This window comes from Novosphingobium humi, assembly GCF_028607105.1.
Classification (GTDB): Bacteria; Pseudomonadota; Alphaproteobacteria; order Sphingomonadales; family Sphingomonadaceae; genus Novosphingobium; species Novosphingobium humi.
In genome coordinates this window covers 24,478-44,575 of sequence record NZ_CP117417.1, presented here as the reverse complement: position 1 = coordinate 44,575, position 20,098 = coordinate 24,478, and the positions used below count along the sequence as shown (strand labels likewise).

Sequence of the window (20,098 nt, the reverse complement as noted above, 5' to 3'; positions counted from 1 at the left end):
TCCCCCTTACGGCAAACGATAGGCCACCAGCGTGTCGGACATTTCCGGCCCGCCCACCGCCGTGCCGCCCCCTGCGGCCACCACGACATATTGCTTTCCATCCGCGCCCATATAGGTGATCGGCGTCGAATGGGCCGAGGCCTCCAGCACGGTCTGCCACAAGAGCTTGCCGCTCTTGGCGTCAAAGGCGCGGAAGCGGTGATCGTTGGTCGCGCCGATAAAGACCACGCCCCCTGCGGTCACAATATTGCCGCCGATATTGGGCGCGCCCGTATTCAATCCCGCCTTGCCCAGCGCCTCGGTAATGCCCAGAGGCACGCGCCATGCGATGCTGCGTTTGGCCACATCAACCGCCACCAGTTCGCCCCATGGCGTTGCGCCGCAGGACAGGTTCACCCCATTGGCGCTATAGGTAAAGCCCTGAGGCGAGCGCGGGCCGGTGGGACGCGGCGGGGGCGGGCCGGCAGGCACATTGCGGTTCATCATCGCCACGCCTGATCCGGCCGCGACCTTGGGGCGATAGACCGGGCGGTTCTGCACATTGACGAAATAATAGCCCAATTGCGCCGAATAGCTGCCCCCGCCCCAATTCGGCCCGCCCACCGGGCTGGGATAGGTCAGCGTGGCATGGGCGCTGCTCTGGCGCGGGGCGTAAAGGTCGCCCACCACAATGCCGTTCCTGTCCCAGAATTCGGTGCAGGAAGCCTTCATGCCGGGGACGAGATCGGGGATCTCCTCACGCGTCATTTTTACCCGCGCGATGGGGCCGGGCGCATCGGGAAAGGGCTGGGTCGGCCAGACCTCGTCGGTGGGTTCATCCGCGCGCGGCGTGGGCTTTTCCGTGAAACCGTTGAGCGGCTCGCCCGTCACCCGGTCGAACATGAAAAACAGCCCATGCTTGCCGGTCAGCATCACGGCGGGCACGCTTTTGCCCCCCTGCATCACATCGGCCAGCAGCGGAGGCGTGGGCGAATCCCAGTCCCAGATGTCATGATGGGTCAATTGATGGTGCCACAGCAGCTTGCCCGAGGCCGCGTCCAGCGCCAGCAAAGTGTCGGAATAAAGCTGCGGCCCCTTGGCGCCCGAATTGGCATCTCCCGTGGGGGCATAGAGGATGCCGCGCTCCTCATCGATCGCCATGGTGGACCAGACATTGGCCCCCGATGTGTCGCGCCACTCATCGCCCACCCATGTGTCATGGTTGGCCTCGCCCGGTTCGGGGATGACGTGGAAAGCCCAGACCTGACGCCCGGTGCGCGCGTCAAAGGCGCGGATGTCGCCGCGCGGCTGGGGCGGGCCGCCTTCGCCCGGACGCGCGCCGGTGATGATAAGGTCGCGCCAGATCGTGACGGGATTGGGGATGGTGAAGGTGGAACGGCGCGATTCGCCCACGATTTCGGACGCCACGCCGATATAGGCATCAATCACCCCGCCCCGGCCAAAACCGCGCGCAGGTTGACCCGTGGTCACATCCACCGCCATCAGATAGCCCTCATCCGTGCCGAAGATCAGGCGCGGGGCGGTCTTGGCGTCGCCCGGCCAATAGGCGATGCCGCGCCCGTGGATGCCCTTGGGGCTTTCATATTTCCAGATCACCTCGCCACTTTCGGGGCGGATGGCGGTGATGCTGGCCTTGAGATCAGGTTTCAAGGGCGTGGCGGGGGTGGAAATATACATCACCCCGCCGATCAGCAGCGGCGTCACCTCGAACCGCGAATCCAGCCCCTGATCGCCCGCCTTGCTGGGGCCGGTGCCATAGCGGAAGGTCCATGCCGGTTGGAGCCGCCCCACATTGCGCGTGTTGATCTGCGTGAGCGGCGAGAAATTGCCATTGGCACCGCCGCCGCCATAGGCGGGCCACTGGTTCGCACCGCTGGGCCGGGGATAGAGCGCCTTGGCCTCGCCAGTCGCCACGGGCATGGGGGCGCCCGCGCCGCCCTCCTTCGCCTGATAATGGGCCAAGAGATAGGAGCGCACCGCCGCCTCGTCGCCCGGCGCAATAATCAGCCCCAGCTTCTTCATCTTGGCCAGCGTTTCGTCCCAGTCAGCGGCCGATTTCGGCTTGGCGGTCACGGTGCCGATGGCGTGGCATTTGCTGCAATTGGCGGCAAATTCGGCGCGGCCCGGCCCCTGCGGCAGGCGCGCCATCCCGTCTTCGCCCGATGACGCCCCGCCCTGCGCCAGCGCATTGGCCCCCATGATCGCCGTCACGCTGACCATCGCGCCAAGCACGCTCCACCGCCTCAGGCTCATTCTCTTCTCCCGCATCACGCTTCTTTTGCGTCTATGGGGATTAGAGGGCAAAGCGCCAGCGGTCGCTGGCTGGCGCTGCACCAGATCCTTGCCTGCGAAGGAATTGGGGCCTGCGCAGGAATTGGCTCCTAGCCCATGGCGCGGAAGCGGTAATCCATGAAGCGCACCGCCCCCTTGCCGCTGGCGTAAAGCGCGGGGCGCAGCGATGCCAGATCATCGACCGTGTTGGCCTGATAGCCCGACACTTCGCTGCGGACGCCATGGCGGGTCCAGTTTTTGCCGTCCACGCTGTAATAGAAGGTGACGATCTGGCGATCATTGACGATTTTGAGATGCAGCTTGCTCACCTTGGGCGCCGGTTCCTGCCAATAGCTGGCCCGGCCGCCGCGCCACGAGGTCATCTTTTGCCCATCAATGCCCATGCCCAGAAACAGCCGGTCATCATAGAACAGCAGCAGGCCGCCCTGCGCGCCCTGCTCCACATCGACGATCACGCTGATCTCATAGGCATGGTCGCCCACCGTCTGGGTCAGCGGCGAGCAATCGGCAGGGCCAGTGCCCTTGGCCTCCAGCGTCAACACGCCCTGCCCTGAACTGTTGGCGCCCACCTTGGCTCGGTGCAATTCCCCCGGCGCCGCGCCGTAAAAGCTCCACCGCGTGCCAAAGGCGGGCTGCGTGAAATCGTCGCTGCGGGTAAAGCCGCCCGGTTCGCCCGCCCGGCCCGTCGGCATCGGCATGGCCAGCGACAGATCGCCCCCCAGCGCGCGCGGCCAGCCATCGGCCCCCCATGCCAGAGGCTCCAGCAAGGTCTGGCGGCCCAGCGAGCGATAGTCCTTCTCATAGCCGTGATAGACCATGTACCAAGCGCCCTTGGGGCCTTCGACCATCGTGGCATGGCCGCGCGACCACCACGCCTCCTTGTCGCTGCGCGTGCGCACAATCGGGTTATGCGGGCAATTGACCCATGGCCCGCGCGCCGATTTTGACCGGGCGATGATGACCATATGGCTGGTGGCCGGGCCGCCCGTGCCGCCCACGGCCGAGACCAGATAGAACCATTCGCCCCGCCGGAACAGTTTTGGCCCCTCCAGCGAATAGCCCTCGGTGATCCATTCATCGGGATAGTGCCAGCCGTCATAGACCGGTTCGACCGGGCCGATCGTGGAGAGACCATCATCGGCCAGCGCCACCCGGTTCACGCCCGACAGATAGAGGTAGCGCTTACCGTCCTCGCCCACGACATGGCCCGGATCGATCAGCCCGCCGATCTTGAGGTCGATGGGATCGCTCCACGGCCCGGCCATGCTGTCGGCATGGATGACATAGATATTGGCGAAACTGGGCAGATCAGCCGACCATGGCGCCTTCATGAAGGGGATATAGATGAAATAGCGCCCGTTGTGCTTGGCGATATCCACGGCGAACACCGTGCCCAGCGGCTTTTCCAGCGCGGGGCCGATCGGGCGCCAGTTCACCAGGTCGCGCGAATGCCAGATGATGAGGCCGGGGGCCGCGTCAAAACTGGAATGGGTCATGTAATAATCATCGCCGTCCTTCAGGATCGACGGATCGGCATAATCGCCCGGCATGATCGGATTGCGATACCACCCGTTGCCCAGATCGGCGCGGCGTTCGCCCTCGGGGCCGACGGCATGGTTGACGGGGGGTTTGGTCCCTGCGGCGGCGGCAGGCAGCGCGGCCGTTATCGCGGCCCCCAGCGGCCCGGCGGCAAGGCTTTCCAATGCAGAACGTCGCGTAACCATGGCATCCTCTCGGCTTATTTAGAATTATCGTTCTATTAAACCGAAATGGCCATGGCAAGGGGAAATGGGCGCCTATCCGCGCCGATTGCCCCCTGACCGGTTTACGCCTGACCGGTTGGCGATCGCCCTCTCGCGCAGCCGCGCCTGCGCATCGGGGCGGGCGGGGGCCTCGGGCGATCCCGGCTCGCTCAGATCGGCCAGGATCGGGCAATCGGGCCGATCATCCCCCGCGCAGCATCCGATAAGCGTCTGCAATGTGTTGCGCATTTCCTCCATCGCGGCGATGCGCGCGCTCAATTCCTCGACATGGGCCGCCGCGATGCGTTTGACATCCGCGCTATGGCGCGAACGGTCGCGCCACAGGCCCAGCAATTCGTTTATCTCGGCCACGGCAAAGCCCATGTCGCGCGCGCGGCGGATAAAGCGCAGATTATGCACATCGGCGGGCGAATAATCGCGGTATCCCGATGCGCGGCGCTCGGCCCTGGGGATCAGGCCGGTGGTTTCGTAATAGCGGATCATCTTGGCCGACACGCCCGATGCCTTTGCCGCCTCGCCAATGTTCATCGCGTTTCTCCTGCCCGCCTGAATTGCCGCAGGCGCAGCGAATTGCCCAGCACAAAGACCGAGGACATCGCCATCGCGCCTGCCGCAAAGACCGGCGAGAGCAGCACCGGATACAGCACGCCAGCGGCCACCGGGATCAGCGCGACATTATAGGCAAAGGCCCAGAACAGGTTCTGACCGATCACCCCCATGGTTGCGCGCGAGAGCGCGATGCCATCGCCCACCGCGCCCAGATGGCCCGACATCAGCACGACATCGGCCGCCTCGATGGCGATATCGGTGCCCGTGCCCACCGCCACGCCCACATCGGCCTGCGCCAGCGCGGGGGCATCGTTGATCCCGTCGCCCACATAGGCAAGGCGGCCATATTCACCCTGCAACCGGCGCACCGCCTCCACCTTGCCCTCGGGCATGACCTGCGCCACCACCTCGTCCATGCCCAGACGCGCTGCGATGGCATGGGCGGTGGCGCTGTTGTCGCCGGTGATCATCGCCACTTTCAGCCCCAGCGCATGAAACGCGGCAATGGCCTCGGGCGTCCCCGGCTTGACCGGATCGGACACGGCCAGCACCGCCGCCAGCACCCCGTCGATGGCGGCATAGAGCGGGGTCTTGCCCTCTGCGCCCAGCCGCGCCGCCATCTGCGCAAAGGGCGCGGTGTTCAGCCCCAGACTTTCCATATAGCGATCCGCGCCCACGGCCACATCATGACCATCGACCACGCCGCGCGCGCCCATGCCGGGGATGGCGGCAAAATCGCCCGCCGCGCCGGGGCTGAGCCCTTCGGCCTGCGCGGCCTCGACAATCGCGCGGGCGATGGGATGTTCGGAGCGATCCTCAACCGCCGCAATGGCGCCCAGCACTGCGCCCCTCTCGAACCCTTCGGCCAGATGCAGGTCGGTCAGGGCCGGATGCCCCAGCGTCAGCGTGCCGGTCTTGTCCAGCGCGATGACCTTGGCCTCGCGCAGCATCTGCAGCGCCTCGCCCCGGCGCAGCAGGACGCCCATTTCCGCCGCGCGCCCGGTTCCCACCATGATCGCCGTGGGCGTGGCCAGCCCCATCGCGCAGGGGCAGGCGATGATCAGCACCGCCACCGCATTGACCAGCGCCAGACCCAGCGCATGGGGCGGCCCGAACACCAGCCAGCCCGCAAAGGTCAGCACGGCCGCCGCCATCACCGCCGGGACGAACCACAGGGTGATCCGGTCGACCACGCCCTGAATCGGCAATTTGGAACCCTGCGCCGCCTCGACCATGGCGATGATCTGCGAGAGCACCGTATCGCCCCCCACCGCCGTGGCGCGAAAGGCCAGAGCGCCCTGCTGGTTGACGGTGCCGCCCACAAGGCGGCTGCCGATGGTCTTGGCGACAGGGATCGGCTCGCCGGTGATCATCGCCTCATCAACGAAACTTGCGCCCTCGATCACCTCGCCATCGACGGGGATGCGTTCGCCGGGGCGGATCTCGATGATGTCGCCCGCGATGACATCCTCGATGGCGGTATCGCCCGCGCCGCGCACCCGCGCGGTTCGGGGCTGAAGCCCCACCAGCCTTTGGATCGCCTCGGACGTGCGCCCCTTGGCCCGCGCCTCCAGCATCCGGCCCAGCAGGATCAGCGCGACGATGACCGAGGCGGCCTCGTAATAGACATTTACCGTGCCCGGCGGCAGCAGCGCGGGCGCAAAGGTGGCCACCAGCGAATAGGCATAGGCCGCCAGCGTGCCTACCGCGACCAGCGAATGCATATCGGGCGCCATCCGCAAGAGCGCCGGAATGCCATGGCGATAGAAACGCCGCCCCGGAAAACCCAGCACCAGCGTGGTCAGCGCAAACTGGAGATACCAACTGTTTTGCATGCCGATGGTGCGGTGGATCAGTTCGTGCACACCGGGGATCAGATGCGCCCCCATTTCCAGCACAAAGACCGGCAGGGCCAGCACCAGCGCCAGCAGGACATCACGCTGCAATTCCCGCGCCTCGGCCTCGCGGCGGTCCTGCGCCTCGTCGCGGGCGGCCGCGCCGCGATATTCGCGCGCCTGATAGCCCGCCCCGGCCACCGCCGCGATCAGATCGGCCACCGGCGCCGTCCCGCGCACCTGCGCCCGCCCGGTGGCCAGATTGACCGCCGCCGTGGAAACGCCGGACACGGCCAGCAGCGCCCGCTCGACCCGGCCCACACAGGAAGCGCAGCTCATCCCCTCGATCGCCAGTTCATGGGTGGCGGCGGGAATGCGGTAGCCCGCCTCCTCGACCGCGCGGGTGATCGCGCCATGATCCACCCCGGCATCAGCCACAATATCGGCCCCCGCCGTCGCCAGATTGACGCTGACCGAGCGCACCCCCGCCACCTTGCCCAGCGCCCTTTCCACCCGCCCGACGCAGGAGGCGCAATTCATGCCCTCAATGGCGATATGACGCCGCATGGGGCCGGTTGCGGACTGGTTGTGGGGCTGGCTCATGACGGATGCTCACGCTCGAATAAAAGGTTCCGGCGTGAAGATGGGGCTTGCCATCATGGGAAGGTCAAGGGGTGATAGGCAAAATCTGCCCTTATCCCTTCACCACGGCATCAATGGCCTGCAATCGGCGCAACAATTCCTCGACCTGATCCAATGGCACCGCGTTTGGGCCGTCCGACAGGGCCTTGTCCGGGTCCGGGTGGGTTTCCATGAACAGGCCGGACACGCCCGCCGCCACCGCTGCCCGCGCCAACAAAGGCACATATTCCCGCTGGCCGCCCGAACTCTCGCCCAGACCGCCGGGAAGTTGCACCGAATGGGTTGCATCAAACACCACCGGGCATCCGGTCTGGGCCATGATCGCCAGCGAGCGCATGTCGGAAACGAGGTTGTTATAACCAAACGAGGCGCCCCGCTCGCACAGCAGGAAATTGTCCGGGTCATGCCCGGCCGCAGAGGCTGCATTGCGCGCCTTGGCCACCACCTGCACCATATCGCCCGGCGCCATGAACTGCGCCTTCTTGATGTTCACCGGCCGCCCCGAGGCGGCCACGGCGGCGATGAAATCGGTCTGACGCGCCAAAAAGGCGGGCGTCTGCAAAACGTCAACCACCGAGGCGACCGCGCTCACCTGATGCGGTTCATGCACATCGGTCAGCACCGGCAGGCCGGTTTCGGCGCGCACCTTTTCAAGGATGCGCAATCCCTCGTCCATGCCCAGCCCACGAAAGGAGCGGTCGGAACTGCGGTTAGCCTTGTCGAACGAACTCTTGAAAATCACCATCATGCCAAGGCGCCGCGCCATATCGGACAGCGTTTGCGCGATCGACAGGGTCATCGCCTCGCTCTCGATCACGCAGGGGCCGCAAATGGCGAAAAGAGGCGTGGCGTGGCCGATCTCGTGTCCGCAAAGGCGCATGATGCTTCAACCCTGAATTGCTGTTTATTGGTGATATGTCGCAACCACCCCCGCGATGCGCCTTTCCTTGGCGCAGAACGAAAGGGCTGGCAATCCCGCTGGGATTTCCATACTTGCCAATTTGGTCCTAACTTCTTTCCATGGCATCAGGGATGTCTATGATCGCGCAAATATTCATTGGCGAGCCTTTCGGTTTTATTCGTTTAAGCAAGACGCCATGAGCGCAGTTGCGCATGACGCCATGGCGTCCGATCTGATCGTTATTCCGGCGCGTTATGGTTCGACCCGTCTGCCGGGCAAGCCGTTGATGATGATCGCCGGGCGCACGCTGCTCGAACGCGTAGTGGCGGTGGCCCGCGCGGCCGCCGCGCAGGCAGGCCAATGCGAACTGGTCGTGGCCACCGATGATGCGCGCATTGCCGATCATGCACGGACACTGGGCGTGGCGGCGGTGATGACGCCCGCCTCGCTCGATTCCGGTTCGGCCCGCGCCTGCGCCGCCGCGCATCAGCAGGCCCGCACACCCGGCCTTGTCATCAATCTTCAGGGCGACGCGCCCTTCATCCCGCCTGCCATCGTTGCCGGCCTCATCCGCACCCTGCGTGAAGGACAGGCCGATGTGGCCACGCCGGTCTATCGGCTCGACTGGGCGCGGCTCGACCGGCTGCGCCATCACAAGCTGACCGCGCCTTTCAGCGGCACAACCTGCGCGCGCGGGCCGGACGGGCGGGCCTTGTGGTTTTCCAAGACGATCATCCCGGCCATCCGCAACGAGGCCGCCCTGCGCGCGGCGGGCGATCTCTCGCCCGTGTGGCAGCATCTGGGCCTATACGGCTATCGCATGGCCGCGCTCGACTGGTTCGCGGCCACCGCGCCCACGCCTTACGAGGTGCTCGAAGGGCTCGAACAGCTCCGCTTTCTCGAAGGCGGGCGGACCATCGACACATTCGAGGTGTCCGCGCCCGACCACGCCCTGTCGGGCATCGACACGAGCGCCGACGTGCAATGGGCGCAGGAAGCGATTGCCCGGCTGGGCGATCCCTTTCCGGCCTGATCCGAATCGGTTAAGCGCGCAGGGATGTTTGTCATCGTCCGCCATGGAAACACCTTTGCCGCCGGAGAGCCGCCGCGCCGCATCGGCGCGCGCACCGACCTGCCGCTGACCGGCCATGGCCGGGCACAGGTCGAAGCGCTGGGCGCCCATTTTGCCGCGCTGGGCTGGCGCTTTGCCCGCGTGCTGACCTCGCCGCTGCTGCGTACGCGCGCCACCGCCCAAGCCATCGTGGCGGCGCAAGGCGGCATGCCAGCGCCTGAAACCTGCGACTGGCTGGCCGAGATCGATCATGGGCCGGATGAAAACAGGGAGGAAGCCGCGGTTGTCGCCCGGATCGGCCATGATGCGCTGGCGGCATGGGATGCACAGGCCCTGCCTCCGCCGGGCTGGCGGATCGATGCCGAACGGCGGCTGGAGGGATGGCGGGCGCTGTTTGCCGCGCCCCCCGCCGATGGCCCGATCCTGCTGGTCACCAGCAATGGCGCGGCGCGTTTCGCGCTGCTGGCCGATCCGGCGTTGCGGGCGGCGATGCGGGATATGCCCGGCCTCAAACTGCCCACCGGCGCCTATGGCCTGCTGCGCCGCGATGCGGGCGGGCAAATGGAAATCGCCGCGTGGGGGGTCAGGCCATGAGCGCACCCCTGCTGCGCGCGCCGCCTTTTCCGGGGGTTAAACCCGCAATTGTGGCCTTTGCCGACAATGCCGCCAAGGCCGTGCATGAAGACCCCGCCGCCCTTTTCGCGCGGCTGCGCACGGCGCGGGTCGGCGGTGCCTTCTGGGAGGCGCCCAGCGAATTAAGCGCCCCGGCCGAGGTGGTTGTGCGCCCGCGCGATGCTGCGGAACTCGCCGCTCTGGCGCCTGCCTCACCGGCGCTGTGGGTCGCGGCCTCGCCCGCGCGCGCGCTGCATCGGGCGCTGGCCCGCGCAGCCGCGCAAGAAGGCGGCCAGTGGCGCGCCGCCATCGATCCGTGGTCGGCGCTGGACGGTGCGGGCCAATTGATCGCGCATGGCGATGACGAATGGGTCGCGCTGGCCCGCATCGCCGGAGTGCCGGTGCGCGTGCTCTCACCGGGCCGCTTTGGCGCGCCGGGTGAGGATGGTGCCGCGCTCGACCGCCATGCCCTGCGCGCCCTGACATCGGCGCAATATCGCGATCCGTTTACCGGCGCGCCCGCCACGATGGAGGCCACGATCGACCTGCTGGCCGAATGGCGGCGCATCATCGCGGCCAATCGCGGCATTGTGGCGGCCAGCGGGATGGCATGGTGGAAACGCGCCGAAATCCGACGCTTTCTGTGGTCAGGCTCGGACGATCTGCGCATGGTGTCCAGCCCGCGCCGGGCGTTGGCCACGGCCCGGCGGCGGGGCGGCGGCGTGGCGATCTGGCCCTCGCGCGTGTCGCCCGCCTTGTTGGCCAAGGCCAAGGCGCAGGGCGTGCCGCTGATCCGGGTCGAGGATGGCTTTGTCCGCTCGGTGGGGCTGGGCAGCAATCTGGTGCCGCCCTCCTCGATCGTGGTTGACCGGGACGGCATCCACTTCGACCCATCCCGGCCCAGTGATCTGGAATCGATTCTGGCCCGGACCGTTTTCTCCCCCGAACTGCTCGAACGCGCCCGCTCCTTGCGCGAAACCATCGTCGCGGCCGGGATCAGCAAATATGCCGCCACCACCGCCCAAAGCGCCCCCCGGCGCGGCGCGCGGCGATTGGTGCTGGTGCCCGGACAGGTCGAGGATGACATGTCGGTGATCGCGGGCGGCGGCGGTTTGCGTTCGAATCTGGAACTGCTGCGCCGGGCGCGCGCGCTCGAACCCGACGCCGAGATCTGGTTCCGCCCGCACCCCGATGTCGATGCGGGTCATCGCAAGGGAGCCCTGCCCGATGGCGAAGTGCTGCAACTGGCCGACCGGATCGTGCGGGGCGGGGGCATGGCGCCACTGCTCGATACGGTCGATGGGGTCCATGTGCTGACCTCGCTGACCGGGTTCGAGGCGCTGATGCGCGGGCGGGATGTGACGTGCCATGGCACGCCCTTCTATGCCGGATGGGGCCTGACGCGCGATCTGGGCGCGGTGCCCGACCGGCGCGGGCGGGCGTTGGTGCTGGACGAACTGGTCGCGGGCGTGCTGATCCTCTATCCGCGCTATCTCGATCCCGTCACCGGCCTGCCCTGCCCGCCCGAGGTGCTGGTCGGCCGCATGGCCGAAAACCGCGCGCCCAACCGCTTGCAATGGATCGCCCCGCTGCGCCGATGGCAGGGGCAGTTGATGGCCCGCATAAAGCGGTGCGTTAACTGAGCTGGCTGAATATGGGCTAGCGTATGGTGCATCCGACAGGATTCGAACCTGTGACCCCTGCCTTCGGAGGGCAGTACTCTATCCAGCTGAGCTACGGATGCGCACCAGATGTCTGCGCGGTTAGCAGCGCTTGGCCGTCATGGCCAGAGATTTTCGCTCCATGGTAAAAAGTTTGACGCATTAGGGTTTTGGCAAGAGCTGGGTTCTATATTGTAGAGTCATGGAACCTGCGCCCACACCTTCCGATGCTCTGGCCCAATCGGGGGCTTTGCCCGGCGACAATGTTGATCCGCTCGGAATGCGCTGGGGCGCGCTGCGCGAGGCGGCGCGGGCGATTGCCGCACTGGCCGGGGAAAATTCCGCGCAGGAAGTGGCCGAGCTGCTGGCTTTTCCGACCGGTTTGCGCGGGGCCGATCCCCGCCGGGCCCGGCTGATCGAACAATCCATCGGCGATCTGGTGGCCATTATGGAGCCGGGCGTGGCCGCGCTGCTTTCGGTGCATGAACGCGGCGGCGATGTGGTCCCGGCCGCGCGCGCGCTGTGGCAGGAGTTCACCTCGGCGCGGCGCGGATTGCTGGCGCTGGCCCCGGCGGGCGACGATCAAAACCTTTAGGCAGGACTTGCAAGTTCGCGTTCTGTTCCTAGAATGGCGGGATGGATATTTCGCCTGATTCGCTGATTCCCGATGGCATGCCCGCTGATGCTTTGGCGGTCGCGCGGGGGATTTCCCGCCTGTTTGCCCGCAACGATATCTGGTGCATGGCCGAAATGCCGCTGCGCAACGGGCGCCGGGCCGACCTGATGGGCATCGACGCCAAGGGGCAGGTCATCATCGTCGAAATCAAAGTGGCCCGCGCTGACCTGATGGGCGATGGCAAATGGACCGACTATCTCGACCATTGCGACCGCTTCTTCTGGGGGCTGGCCAGCCATCTCGACCGCGCCTGCATGGAAAGCGAGGCCTTTCGCCCCGACCAATGCGGGTTGATCGTGGCCGATGGCTATGACGCCGAAATCCTGAGGCCCGCGCCGTTGATGCCTTTGGCCCCGGCTCGGCGCAAGGTCGAGGTGGAGCGGTTGGCGCGGGCGGCGTTGCGGCGGCAGGCGGTCGCGCTGGACCCCAGGATCGGGCAGTGGGGCGGGGCTTGATCGGGGTTTTGAAGAAGGAAGGATGAATGCGAGGGTCTGGACCCTCGCGCTCCCATTACTGTCTGCGTGGTGCCCTGCCGATTGGGCAATTGAACATTTTGACGTTGGAATTTGAAAGCCTGCGGCGCCGATCAGCGCAAGGTTGCCGCGCCGCAGGCTTTACAACCGAGGCCCCAGCCACTCCCCTATGAACCGAAGCGCAAACCCAAAACGGGATTGCAAAGGGCCCCCGCCCTTTGCCCGCCGGAGGCATCTTAAAACCCCTGCAAAACCAAAAAAAGGGCCACCCGAAGGCAGCCCCCTTTTCAATACCAATAAACCGGAGCGCTTATTCGCGCCCTTCGGCCTCGGCGGCACGCTTGGCGGCGAGCCATGCGGCGGCTTCGGCTTCCTGGGCGGCTTCGCTGGCGGCCTTGGCCTGCGCCTCGCGGGCGGCGCGCAGTTCTTCGATCAGCGCGTCGCGGTCGCTGCCCAGACGCTGGACGTCGGCCTCGTCATCCTCGGCGCTGCGGCCCTTGGCGGCCTTGGCCACCATCGCGTCCAGTTCGCGCTGCGAGCACAGGCCCAGCGTCACGGGATCCTTGGCGGTGATGTTGCCGATGTTCCAGTGGCTGCGGTCGCGGATCGCGGCGATCGTGGTGCGGGTGGTGCCGATCAGCTTGCTGATCTGGGCGTCCGACACTTCGGGGTGGTTGCGCAGGATCCAGGCGATGCCGTCGGGCTTGTCCTGGCGCTTGGACACCGGCGTATAGCGCGGGCCCTTGGTGCGGCTGACCGTCACGGGCGCCTTGAACATTTTCAGGCGATAGTTGGGGTCGTTCTGGCCGCGTTCGATTTCGATGGCGGTCAGTTCGCCCGCGCGCAGCGGATCGCGGCCCATATACTTGGCGCTGGTCAGATCGTCGGCCATGGCCTGCACCTCAAGAATGTGCAGTCCGCAGAAGTCTGCGATCTGCTCAAACGTGAGCGCGGTATTGTCGACAAGCCACGAGGCCGTTGCATGCGGCATCAGCGGGGTGGGCTGGGTCACGGGTCATCTCCGAGCGTGTTTGAGGCGGGAAAAACCCGCCAAAACCGGGCACAAAATAGAAGGGCCGCCCCTTCACGGAGCGGCCTAACCTTTTCCCCATAAGCGCGGGATTGATTCTGGGCAAGCGTTTTGCCGCAATTTGGCGCGGATTTGCGCCGTTAATTCAGCGCGACAAACCCCGGCAGGGCCTCAATCCGGCTGATCCAGCGTTTGATGGCGGGAAAATCATCCAAAACGAAGCGGCCTTCCCCGGCCACATGCGTATAGGCAAAGAGCGCGATATCAGCCAGCGTGATGCCTTGGCCGACAAACCAGTCATGCTTGGCCAGATGCTCATCCATCAGCCGCAACGCCGCCTCGCCCGCACTGCGCTTGGCGTCCAATTGCCCCTTTTGCGCCTCGCTCAGATTCTCCTCGCCAATATAGGCCAGCCAGAAGCGCAGCGTCGCGACATTGGGCTCGTGATTATACTGTTCAAAGAACATCCAGCGCAGCATGTCGGCCTGCGCAAAACGGTCGGTCGGGATCAGCCGCGAACCGCTGGCCAAATACCAGCAGGCCGCGTTGCTTTCGGGCAGAAAGCGTATGCCGCTGGCCCCGGCGATTTCCAGCACCGGGATGCGCCCGTTGGCATTGACCCGCGCCAGAAATTCGGGGGTCCGCGTCTCGCCCTTGCGAATGTCATAGGCCCGGCGCGACAAAGGCAGGCCCAGCAGGGCCGCCGTCAGCCGGATCTTGTAGCAATTGGCCGAAATCGGATCCTCATGCAGGACAAAGGCCTGTCCGTGCAGCGATGCTTTCCAGATGGTGTCGTCGGGAAAGGCCAGTTCGACGGCCTGACCGATATTCACCCCGTCCTGACCATGCACGGCATAGGGCAGGCTGAGCGTGGAATCGACATGGGAGGGCGAGATGCAGCAGCGCCCGGAGAGCTTGCCGCCCTCGTCGCCGCGCCATTCCTGCCCGGCCTTGGCGGCGCCTTCAAAAACGCGCTCCATATCGTTCCAGGTGACCGCACCGCGCCCCTTGCGGATTTCCACCCATGCCCGGTCATCGCTCAGGCGCAGCAACGGATAGCTCATAACACCTCCAGCACAATCTTGCCGACCAGATCGCCCGATTCCATCTGCTCATGGGCCTGTGCGGCCTGTTCCAGCCGATAGGTGCGCGCCATCACCGGGCGGACTTCGCCTTCATCGACCAGCGGCCAGACATTGGCGGCGATTTCCTGCGCCAGCAGCACCTTGAACGCGTTGGAGCGCGCGCGCAGCGTCGATCCCGTCAGCGTCAGGCGCCGCGCCATGACCTGCCACATCGGCACCTCGGCCTTGGCCCCGCCCTGCACCGCGATGGTGACATGGCGCCCGTCATCGGCCAGGCATTTCAGATTGCGCGCGACATAATCGCCCGCCACCATGTCCAGCACCAGATGCACGCCCTCGCCATTGGTGATGCGTTTGACCTCTTCGACGAAATCATGGCTGCGGTAATTGATCGCATGGGCCGCCCCCAGTTCGATCGCGCGTTCGCATTTCTCGTCGCTGCCGCAGGTGACGATCACCTCCAGCCCGAAGGCCTTGCCCAGCGTGATGGCCATCGTGCCGATCCCGCTGGTGCCGCCATGGACCAGCACGCGCTCGCCCTGGCTGGCCCAGCCGCGTTCGAACACATTGTGCCAGACGGTAAAGAGCGTTTCAGGGATGGCCGCGGCCTCAACCATCGAGAGGCCATCGGGCACGGGCAGGCAGATGCCCGCCTCGGCGATGCAATATTGCGCGTATCCCCCGCCATTGACCAGCGCGCAGACATTCTGGCCCAGCAGGGTCGGGTCGACGCCCGTGCCAAGCGCCACCACCTCGCCCGCGATTTCCAGCCCCAGAATGGGAGAATGGCCCTTGGGCGCGGGATATTGGCCAAGACGCTGAATCACATCGGGCCGGTTGACCCCGGCGGCGGCCACCTGAATCAGAACCTGCCCGGCGGCGGGCATCGGCACCGCCAGATCCGACACTTTCAGGACCTGCGCCGGCCCCGGAGAATCGAATGTCACCGCCTTCATAAATTCGGGAAGCACAGACCCCATGATTGCCCCGCGATGCTGCAATACACTATTTAACTGTAATCCCTAGCCTCACGCCCTGTTGACAGCAAGCGAAAGCAGTCCGATGCTGTTGCCAATGGAAGATGAAGATCGCCCCCATGCTTTGGCAAGCGGTCGCAAGGACGCTGCGGCCTCCCTCTCTTTGGAGAGCCTTGAGCCTTATTCGATTGACGAACTGGATGCGCGGGTGATTCTGCTCGAAGCGGAAATCGCGCGGGTGCGTGCACACAAGGCCCGCAGCGCCGCCAATCGCCTTGCCGCCGAGGCGCTGTTTCGGACATCCCCCTCATCGGGCGCTTCCCCATCGGGTGCGACAAGCTGATGCGCGCGCCCCCTCGTAATTGTGCAGGGGATCGCCATATGGGCTTTATTACACCTGTTGTCGCATATCCTGCCGGGGTATCATCCCGGCTTGTTCGCCCCTCCCATCCCTCCAGCCCCCTGCCCTCTTAGTAGCGAAAGCGCGATCAATGCCCAGTTTCGCCCAAAGTCTCGAAAAGACCCTCCACGCGGCGCTCAGCCAGGCGTCGGAGCGCAGCCATGAATATGCAACGCTGGAGCATCTCCTGCTGGCGTTGATCGACGATCCCGATGCGTCGCAGGTGATGATCGCCTGCGGAGTGGATCTGGGCGATCTGGCCGAGGCGGTGAAGCAGTATCTGGATCAGGAATATCAAAGCCTGAAAACCAAGGAAAAGGGCGATCCGGCCCCGACCGCCGGTTTCCAGCGCGTGATCCAGCGCGCCATCCTGCATGTTCAATCCAGCGGCAAGGATACGGTCACCGGCGCCAATGTGCTGGTCGCGCTGTTTTCCGAACGCGATTCCTATGCGGTCTATTTCCTGCAGCAGCAGGATATGAGCCGTCTGGATGCCGTTTCCTTTATCAGCCACGGCATCGGCAAGGGCGGCAAGAAGATCGAGGACAAGAGCCCCAAGGGCGCCGAGGCCGAAGAACCGCGTCAGGAAGAAAAGCAGGAAACCAAGTCGTCGAACAACGCCAACAAGAAGGATTCCGCGCTCGACCAGTTCTGCGTCAACCTCAATGAAAAGGCGCTGGGCGGCAAGGTCGACCCGCTGATCGGTCGCGGGCCCGAAGTGGACCGCACGATCCAGATCCTGTGCCGCCGCTCAAAGAACAACCCGCTTTACGTGGGCGACCCCGGCGTGGGCAAAACGGCGATTGCCGAGGGCCTTGCGCGCAAGATCGTCGAGGGCGAGGTGCCCGAGGTGCTGGCCAATGCGGTGATCTATTCGCTCGATATGGGCTCGCTGCTGGCGGGCACGCGCTATCGCGGCGATTTTGAGGAGCGGTTGAAGCAGGTCGTTTCGGAACTCGAAAAGATGCCGCACGCGATCCTCTTCATCGACGAGATCCACACCGTCATCGGCGCCGGCGCTACCAGCGGCGGGGCGATGGACGCGTCCAACCTCTTGAAGCCCGCGCTCTCGGGCGGCTCGATCCGCTGCATCGGCTCGACGACGTATAAGGAGTTCCGCAATCACTTCGAAAAGGACCGCGCTTTGCTGCGCCGGTTCCAGAAGATTGATGTGAATGAGCCGAGCATCGAGGACACGATCAAGATCCTCAAAGGTCTGCGCACCGCGTTCGAGGATCACCACAAGGTGAAATACACGCCGGGCGCGATCAAGTCGGCGGTGGAGCTGTCGGCGCGTTACATCAACGACCGCAAATTGCCCGACAAGGCGATCGACGTGATCGACGAAGTGGGCGCGATGCAGATGCTGGTGCCGCCGTCCAAGCGCAAGAAGACCATCACCGAGCGCGAGATCGAGGCCGTGATCGCGACGATGGCGCGCATCCCGCCCAAGTCGGTCAGCAAGGACGACCGCGCGGTGCTGGGCCATCTGGAACGCGATCTCAAGCGCCAGGTGTTTGGTCAGGACAAGGCCATCGAAGTGCTCTCCTCGGCCATGAAGCTGAGCCGGGCGGGCCTGCGCGATCCGGACAAGCCGATCGGCTGTTTCCTCTTCTCCGGCCCCACGGGCGTCGGCAAGACCGAGGTGGCCAAGCGTCTGTCGGAAATCATGGGCATCCCGCTCCAGCGTTTCGACATGTCGGAATATATGGAGCGCCATTCGGTCTCGCGCCTGATCGGTGCCCCTCCGGGCTATGTCGGCTTTGATCAGGGCGGTCTGCTCACCGATGCCATTGATCAGCAGCCCCATTGCGTGCTGCTGCTCGACGAAATCGAAAAGGCCCACCCGGATCTGTTCAACATCCTGCTGCAGGTGATGGACAATGGCCGCCTGACCGATCACCACGGCAAGACGGTCGATTTCCGCAACGTGATCCTGATCATGACCACCAATGCGGGCGCGTCCGACATGGCGCGCAGCGGCATCGGCTTTGGCGACATCTCCAAGGCCGACGCGGGTGAGGAAGCGGTCAAGAACCTCTTCACGCCGGAATTCCGCAACCGTCTGGATGCCATCGTACCCTTCGCCTATCTGGGCAAGGAAGTGGTCAGCCGCGTGGTGGACAAGTTCATCCTCCAGCTCGAACTGCAACTGGCCGACCAGAACGTCCATATCCAGTTCGATGCGGCGGCGCGCGAATGGCTGGGTGATCGCGGCTATGACCGGCTTTATGGTGCGCGGCCGATGTCGCGCCTCATTCAGGACAAGGTCAAGCAACCGCTGGCCGAGGAACTGTTGTTCGGCAAGCTGGCCCATGGCGGCGAGGTCAATGTCACGGTCAAGGAAGGCGAGAACGGCAAGAGCGAGCTGACTTTCCTGCTCGTCCCGGCCGCGCCGAAACTGGACGCGAAAAAGACGCCCAAGGGCAAGAAGAAGTCGAGCGCCGCATCCGAGCCGTCCGAAAATGGCGGCGAGAATGAGGGCGAGAGCGAATAAGTCGATAAATCAGGCCATTGGCGGGTGGGGCAAATAGTCCCGCCCGCCAATTGCCGCTTTTCCCGGCGGCGCAACGGGTTTAGACCTGCGCCCATGACCCAGACCATCCCCGCGCCCTTTCCGGCGCTTCGCCTGCGCCGCACCCGAGCCACCGGCTGGTCGCGCGCGCTTCACCGCGAACATATCCTGACCCCCGCCGATCTGATCTGGCCCCTGTTCGTCACCGAAGGCGCGGGCGTGGAGGAACCAATCCCCTCGCTGCCGGGCGTCTCGCGCTGGAGCGTGGACGGCATCGTCGCGCGCGCGAAAGAGGCCGTGGCGCAGGGCATCCCCGTGCTGGCGCTCTTCCCCAATACCCAGCCCGAGCGCCGCAGCGAGGATGGCGCCGAGGCGCTCAACCCCGACAATCTGATGTGCCGCGCGATCCGGGCGATCAAGGATGCCTGCGGCGATGATATCGGCGTGCTCACCGATGTCGCGCTCGATCCCTATACCAGCCATGGTCAGGACGGGCTGATCGACGATGCGGGCTATGTCCTGAATGACGCCACGGTCGAGGTGCTGGTGGGCCAATCGCTCAACCAGGCGGCGGCGGGCGCCGACATCATCGCCCCATCGGACATGATGGACGGCCGCATCGGCACGATCCGCGAGGCGCTGGAGGCCGAAAACCACCACAACGTCCAGATCATGTCCTATGCCGCCAAATATGCCAGCGCCTTTTACGGCCCGTTCCGCGATGCGGTGGGGTCGCGCGGGCTGCTGAAGGGCAATAAAAAGACCTATCAGATGGACCCGGCCAATGCCGAGGAAGCGCTGCGCGAGGTGGCCGTCGATCTGGCCGAGGGCGCGGACAGCGTGATGGTCAAGCCCGGCCTGCCCTATCTGGACATCGCCATCCGCGTGAAGCAGCAATTCGGCGTGCCGGTCTTTGCCTATCAGGTGTCGGGCGAATATGCGATGATCGAGGCCGCCGTGGCCGCGGGCGCGGCGGATCGCGATACGATGGTGCTGGAAACCCTGCTGGCCTTCAAGCGGGCGGGATGCAGCGGCGTTTTGACCTATCATGCGCTGCATGCCGCGCGCCTGATGAATGGATAATCTGCCGATCTTCACGCAGCGGCTGATCCTGCGCCCGTGGGAGGATCGCGACCGCGATGCCGCCTGGGCCATGGCGCAGGACCCGCAGGTGATGCGCTACCTCCCCCCGCTCACCCGCGAGGGCAGCGATGCGATGATCAACCGGATGATGGCCATGCAGGCGCAGCATGGCCACACGTTCTGGGCGATGGCGCGGCGGGACGATGGCCGGTTTATTGGCATGTGCGGCTTTTGCCCGCCCCGCCCGCCGCTGGTGGAATATGAGATTGGCTGGCGTCTGGCCCGCGAGGCGTGGGGGCAAGGGTATGGCACGGAAAGCGCCCGCGCGGTGCTCGACTGGGCATGGGCGCATCGCGATATGGCCACGATTGTCGCCATCACCACGCGCGCAAATGCCAAGAGTCGGGCGCTGATGGAGCGGATCGGCATGGCCCATGCGCCGGATGAAGATTTCGATCACCCCGCCCTTCTGGAAACTGATCGCTTGCGTCCCCATGTTCTCTATCGCATTGCACGGCCGAAGAGCTGAGAG

Annotated in this window: 17 protein-coding genes and 1 tRNA gene; 9 read left to right on the top strand and 9 right to left on the bottom strand. The window is 65.3% G+C overall.

All coding sequences use genetic code 11. The features are described 5' to 3' along the window. Window positions 1-6 precede the first annotated feature (6 nt). The 5 genes from PQ457_RS00220 to kdsA all read right to left on the bottom strand — a co-directional run bounded on the left by PQ457_RS00220 (window position 7) and on the right by kdsA (window position 7,961). On the bottom strand, window positions 7-2,253 hold the full coding sequence (locus PQ457_RS00220) for an outer membrane protein assembly factor BamB family protein (RefSeq protein WP_273617828.1): 2,247 nt from the start codon (window positions 2,251-2,253) through the stop codon (window positions 7-9). Between the two features lie 128 nt (window positions 2,254-2,381). Beyond that, a complete protein-coding gene (locus PQ457_RS00215; protein ID WP_273617827.1) occupies window positions 2,382-4,016 on the bottom strand; it encodes a family 43 glycosylhydrolase in 1,635 nt (544 codons plus the stop codon). 72 nt (window positions 4,017-4,088) lie between these two features. Further along, entirely contained in the window at window positions 4,089-4,583 is a 495-nt protein-coding gene (gene cueR, locus PQ457_RS00210) for a Cu(I)-responsive transcriptional regulator (RefSeq protein WP_273617826.1), read from the bottom strand. Further along, window positions 4,580-7,042 (bottom strand): heavy metal translocating P-type ATPase, encoded by a 2,463-nt coding sequence (locus PQ457_RS00205; protein ID WP_273617825.1) that lies wholly within the window; start codon window positions 7,040-7,042, stop codon window positions 4,580-4,582. Before PQ457_RS00205 ends, cueR begins: the two co-directional genes overlap by 4 nt. Before the next feature lie 91 nt (window positions 7,043-7,133). Beyond that, entirely contained in the window at window positions 7,134-7,961 is an 828-nt protein-coding gene (gene kdsA / locus PQ457_RS00200; RefSeq protein ID WP_273617824.1) for a 3-deoxy-8-phosphooctulonate synthase, read from the bottom strand. Between the two features lie 217 nt (window positions 7,962-8,178). On the opposite strand from kdsA, the gene PQ457_RS00195 reads away from it, so the two are divergent. The 3 genes from PQ457_RS00195 to PQ457_RS00185 are packed head-to-tail and all read left to right on the top strand — an operon-like array spanning window position 8,179 to window position 11,309. Next, window positions 8,179-9,015 carry a 3-deoxy-manno-octulosonate cytidylyltransferase gene (locus PQ457_RS00195; RefSeq protein ID WP_273617823.1) on the top strand — a complete coding sequence of 279 codons (837 nt, stop codon included), beginning with the start codon at window positions 8,179-8,181 and terminating at the stop codon, window positions 9,013-9,015. A 24-nt stretch (window positions 9,016-9,039) separates the two neighbouring features. Beyond that, the gene (locus PQ457_RS00190) at window positions 9,040-9,648 is read left to right on the top strand and encodes a histidine phosphatase family protein (protein WP_273617822.1); all 609 of its coding nucleotides are present in this window, start codon (window positions 9,040-9,042) and stop codon (window positions 9,646-9,648) included. Then, window positions 9,645-11,309, top strand: a complete 1,665-nt coding sequence (locus tag PQ457_RS00185) for a capsular polysaccharide export protein, LipB/KpsS family (RefSeq protein ID WP_273617821.1) — start codon at window positions 9,645-9,647, stop codon at window positions 11,307-11,309. The genes PQ457_RS00190 and PQ457_RS00185 overlap by 4 nt, the downstream gene beginning before the upstream one ends. Window positions 11,310-11,333: 24 nt before the next feature. Here PQ457_RS00185 and PQ457_RS00180 read toward each other — a convergent pair. Next, window positions 11,334-11,410 (bottom strand) — tRNA-Arg (locus PQ457_RS00180). Between the two features lie 119 nt (window positions 11,411-11,529). On the opposite strand from PQ457_RS00180, the gene PQ457_RS00175 reads away from it, so the two are divergent. Continuing rightward, on the top strand, window positions 11,530-11,922 hold the full coding sequence (locus PQ457_RS00175) for a hypothetical protein (protein ID WP_273617820.1): 393 nt from the start codon (window positions 11,530-11,532) through the stop codon (window positions 11,920-11,922). A 41-nt stretch (window positions 11,923-11,963) separates the two neighbouring features. Then, window positions 11,964-12,458, top strand: coding sequence for an MmcB family DNA repair protein (locus PQ457_RS00170; protein ID WP_168603212.1), 495 nt, complete (start codon window positions 11,964-11,966; stop codon window positions 12,456-12,458). A gap of 328 nt (window positions 12,459-12,786) precedes the next feature. On the opposite strand, the gene PQ457_RS00165 is transcribed toward PQ457_RS00170, so the two are convergent. The 3 genes from PQ457_RS00165 to PQ457_RS00155 form a co-directional block, all read right to left on the bottom strand. Next, window positions 12,787-13,488, bottom strand: coding sequence for a DUF1013 domain-containing protein (locus tag PQ457_RS00165; RefSeq protein ID WP_168603213.1), 702 nt, complete (start codon window positions 13,486-13,488; stop codon window positions 12,787-12,789). Between the two features lie 158 nt (window positions 13,489-13,646). Then, complete coding sequence (locus tag PQ457_RS00160; RefSeq protein WP_273619357.1) at window positions 13,647-14,279, bottom strand: glutathione S-transferase family protein; 633 nt, start codon at window positions 14,277-14,279, stop codon at window positions 13,647-13,649. A 287-nt stretch (window positions 14,280-14,566) separates the two neighbouring features. Further along, the gene (locus PQ457_RS00155) at window positions 14,567-15,571 is read right to left on the bottom strand and encodes an NAD(P)H-quinone oxidoreductase (RefSeq protein WP_273617819.1); all 1,005 of its coding nucleotides are present in this window, start codon (window positions 15,569-15,571) and stop codon (window positions 14,567-14,569) included. 94 nt (window positions 15,572-15,665) lie between these two features. Here PQ457_RS00155 and PQ457_RS00150 point away from each other — a divergent pair, with 94 nt between their 5' ends. From PQ457_RS00150 to PQ457_RS00135, 4 genes are all read left to right on the top strand, one after another. Then, window positions 15,666-15,911, top strand: a complete 246-nt coding sequence (locus PQ457_RS00150) for a DUF1192 domain-containing protein (RefSeq protein WP_273617818.1) — start codon at window positions 15,666-15,668, stop codon at window positions 15,909-15,911. A gap of 148 nt (window positions 15,912-16,059) precedes the next feature. After that, the gene (gene clpA / locus PQ457_RS00145) at window positions 16,060-18,465 is read left to right on the top strand and encodes an ATP-dependent Clp protease ATP-binding subunit ClpA (protein ID WP_273617817.1); all 2,406 of its coding nucleotides are present in this window, start codon (window positions 16,060-16,062) and stop codon (window positions 18,463-18,465) included. A gap of 93 nt (window positions 18,466-18,558) precedes the next feature. Further along, window positions 18,559-19,566, top strand: coding sequence for a porphobilinogen synthase (gene hemB, locus PQ457_RS00140; protein WP_273617816.1), 1,008 nt, complete (start codon window positions 18,559-18,561; stop codon window positions 19,564-19,566). Then, window positions 19,559-20,095 carry a GNAT family N-acetyltransferase gene (locus PQ457_RS00135; RefSeq protein ID WP_273617815.1) on the top strand — a complete coding sequence of 179 codons (537 nt, stop codon included), beginning with the start codon at window positions 19,559-19,561 and terminating at the stop codon, window positions 20,093-20,095. The genes hemB and PQ457_RS00135 overlap by 8 nt, the downstream gene beginning before the upstream one ends. Window positions 20,096-20,098: the final 3 nt, after the last annotated feature.

Bases quoted from the DNA above. Each gene is read 5' to 3' on its own strand.
- PQ457_RS00155 (WP_273617819.1), bottom strand. From the start codon at position 15,571: ATGGGGTCTGTGCTTCCCGAATTTATGAAGGCGGTGACATTCGATTCT.
- PQ457_RS00175 (WP_273617820.1), top strand. From the start codon at position 11,530: ATGGAACCTGCGCCCACACCTTCCGATGCTCTGGCCCAATCGGGGGCT.
- PQ457_RS00150 (WP_273617818.1), top strand. From the start codon at position 15,666: ATGGAAGATGAAGATCGCCCCCATGCTTTGGCAAGCGGTCGCAAGGAC.
- PQ457_RS00170 (WP_168603212.1), top strand. From the start codon at position 11,964: ATGGATATTTCGCCTGATTCGCTGATTCCCGATGGCATGCCCGCTGAT.
- PQ457_RS00205 (WP_273617825.1), bottom strand. From the start codon at position 7,042: ATGAGCCAGCCCCACAACCAGTCCGCAACCGGCCCCATGCGGCGTCAT.
- PQ457_RS00190 (WP_273617822.1), top strand. From the start codon at position 9,040: ATGTTTGTCATCGTCCGCCATGGAAACACCTTTGCCGCCGGAGAGCCG.
- PQ457_RS00135 (WP_273617815.1), top strand. From the start codon at position 19,559: ATGGATAATCTGCCGATCTTCACGCAGCGGCTGATCCTGCGCCCGTGG.
- PQ457_RS00215 (WP_273617827.1), bottom strand. From the start codon at position 4,016: ATGGTTACGCGACGTTCTGCATTGGAAAGCCTTGCCGCCGGGCCGCTG.
- PQ457_RS00195 (WP_273617823.1), top strand. From the start codon at position 8,179: ATGAGCGCAGTTGCGCATGACGCCATGGCGTCCGATCTGATCGTTATT.
- hemB (WP_273617816.1), top strand. From the start codon at position 18,559: ATGACCCAGACCATCCCCGCGCCCTTTCCGGCGCTTCGCCTGCGCCGC.
- PQ457_RS00220 (WP_273617828.1), bottom strand. From the start codon at position 2,253: ATGAGCCTGAGGCGGTGGAGCGTGCTTGGCGCGATGGTCAGCGTGACG.
- PQ457_RS00185 (WP_273617821.1), top strand. From the start codon at position 9,645: ATGAGCGCACCCCTGCTGCGCGCGCCGCCTTTTCCGGGGGTTAAACCC.
- cueR (WP_273617826.1), bottom strand. From the start codon at position 4,583: ATGAACATTGGCGAGGCGGCAAAGGCATCGGGCGTGTCGGCCAAGATG.
- clpA (WP_273617817.1), top strand. From the start codon at position 16,060: ATGCCCAGTTTCGCCCAAAGTCTCGAAAAGACCCTCCACGCGGCGCTC.
- kdsA (WP_273617824.1), bottom strand. From the start codon at position 7,961: ATGCGCCTTTGCGGACACGAGATCGGCCACGCCACGCCTCTTTTCGCC.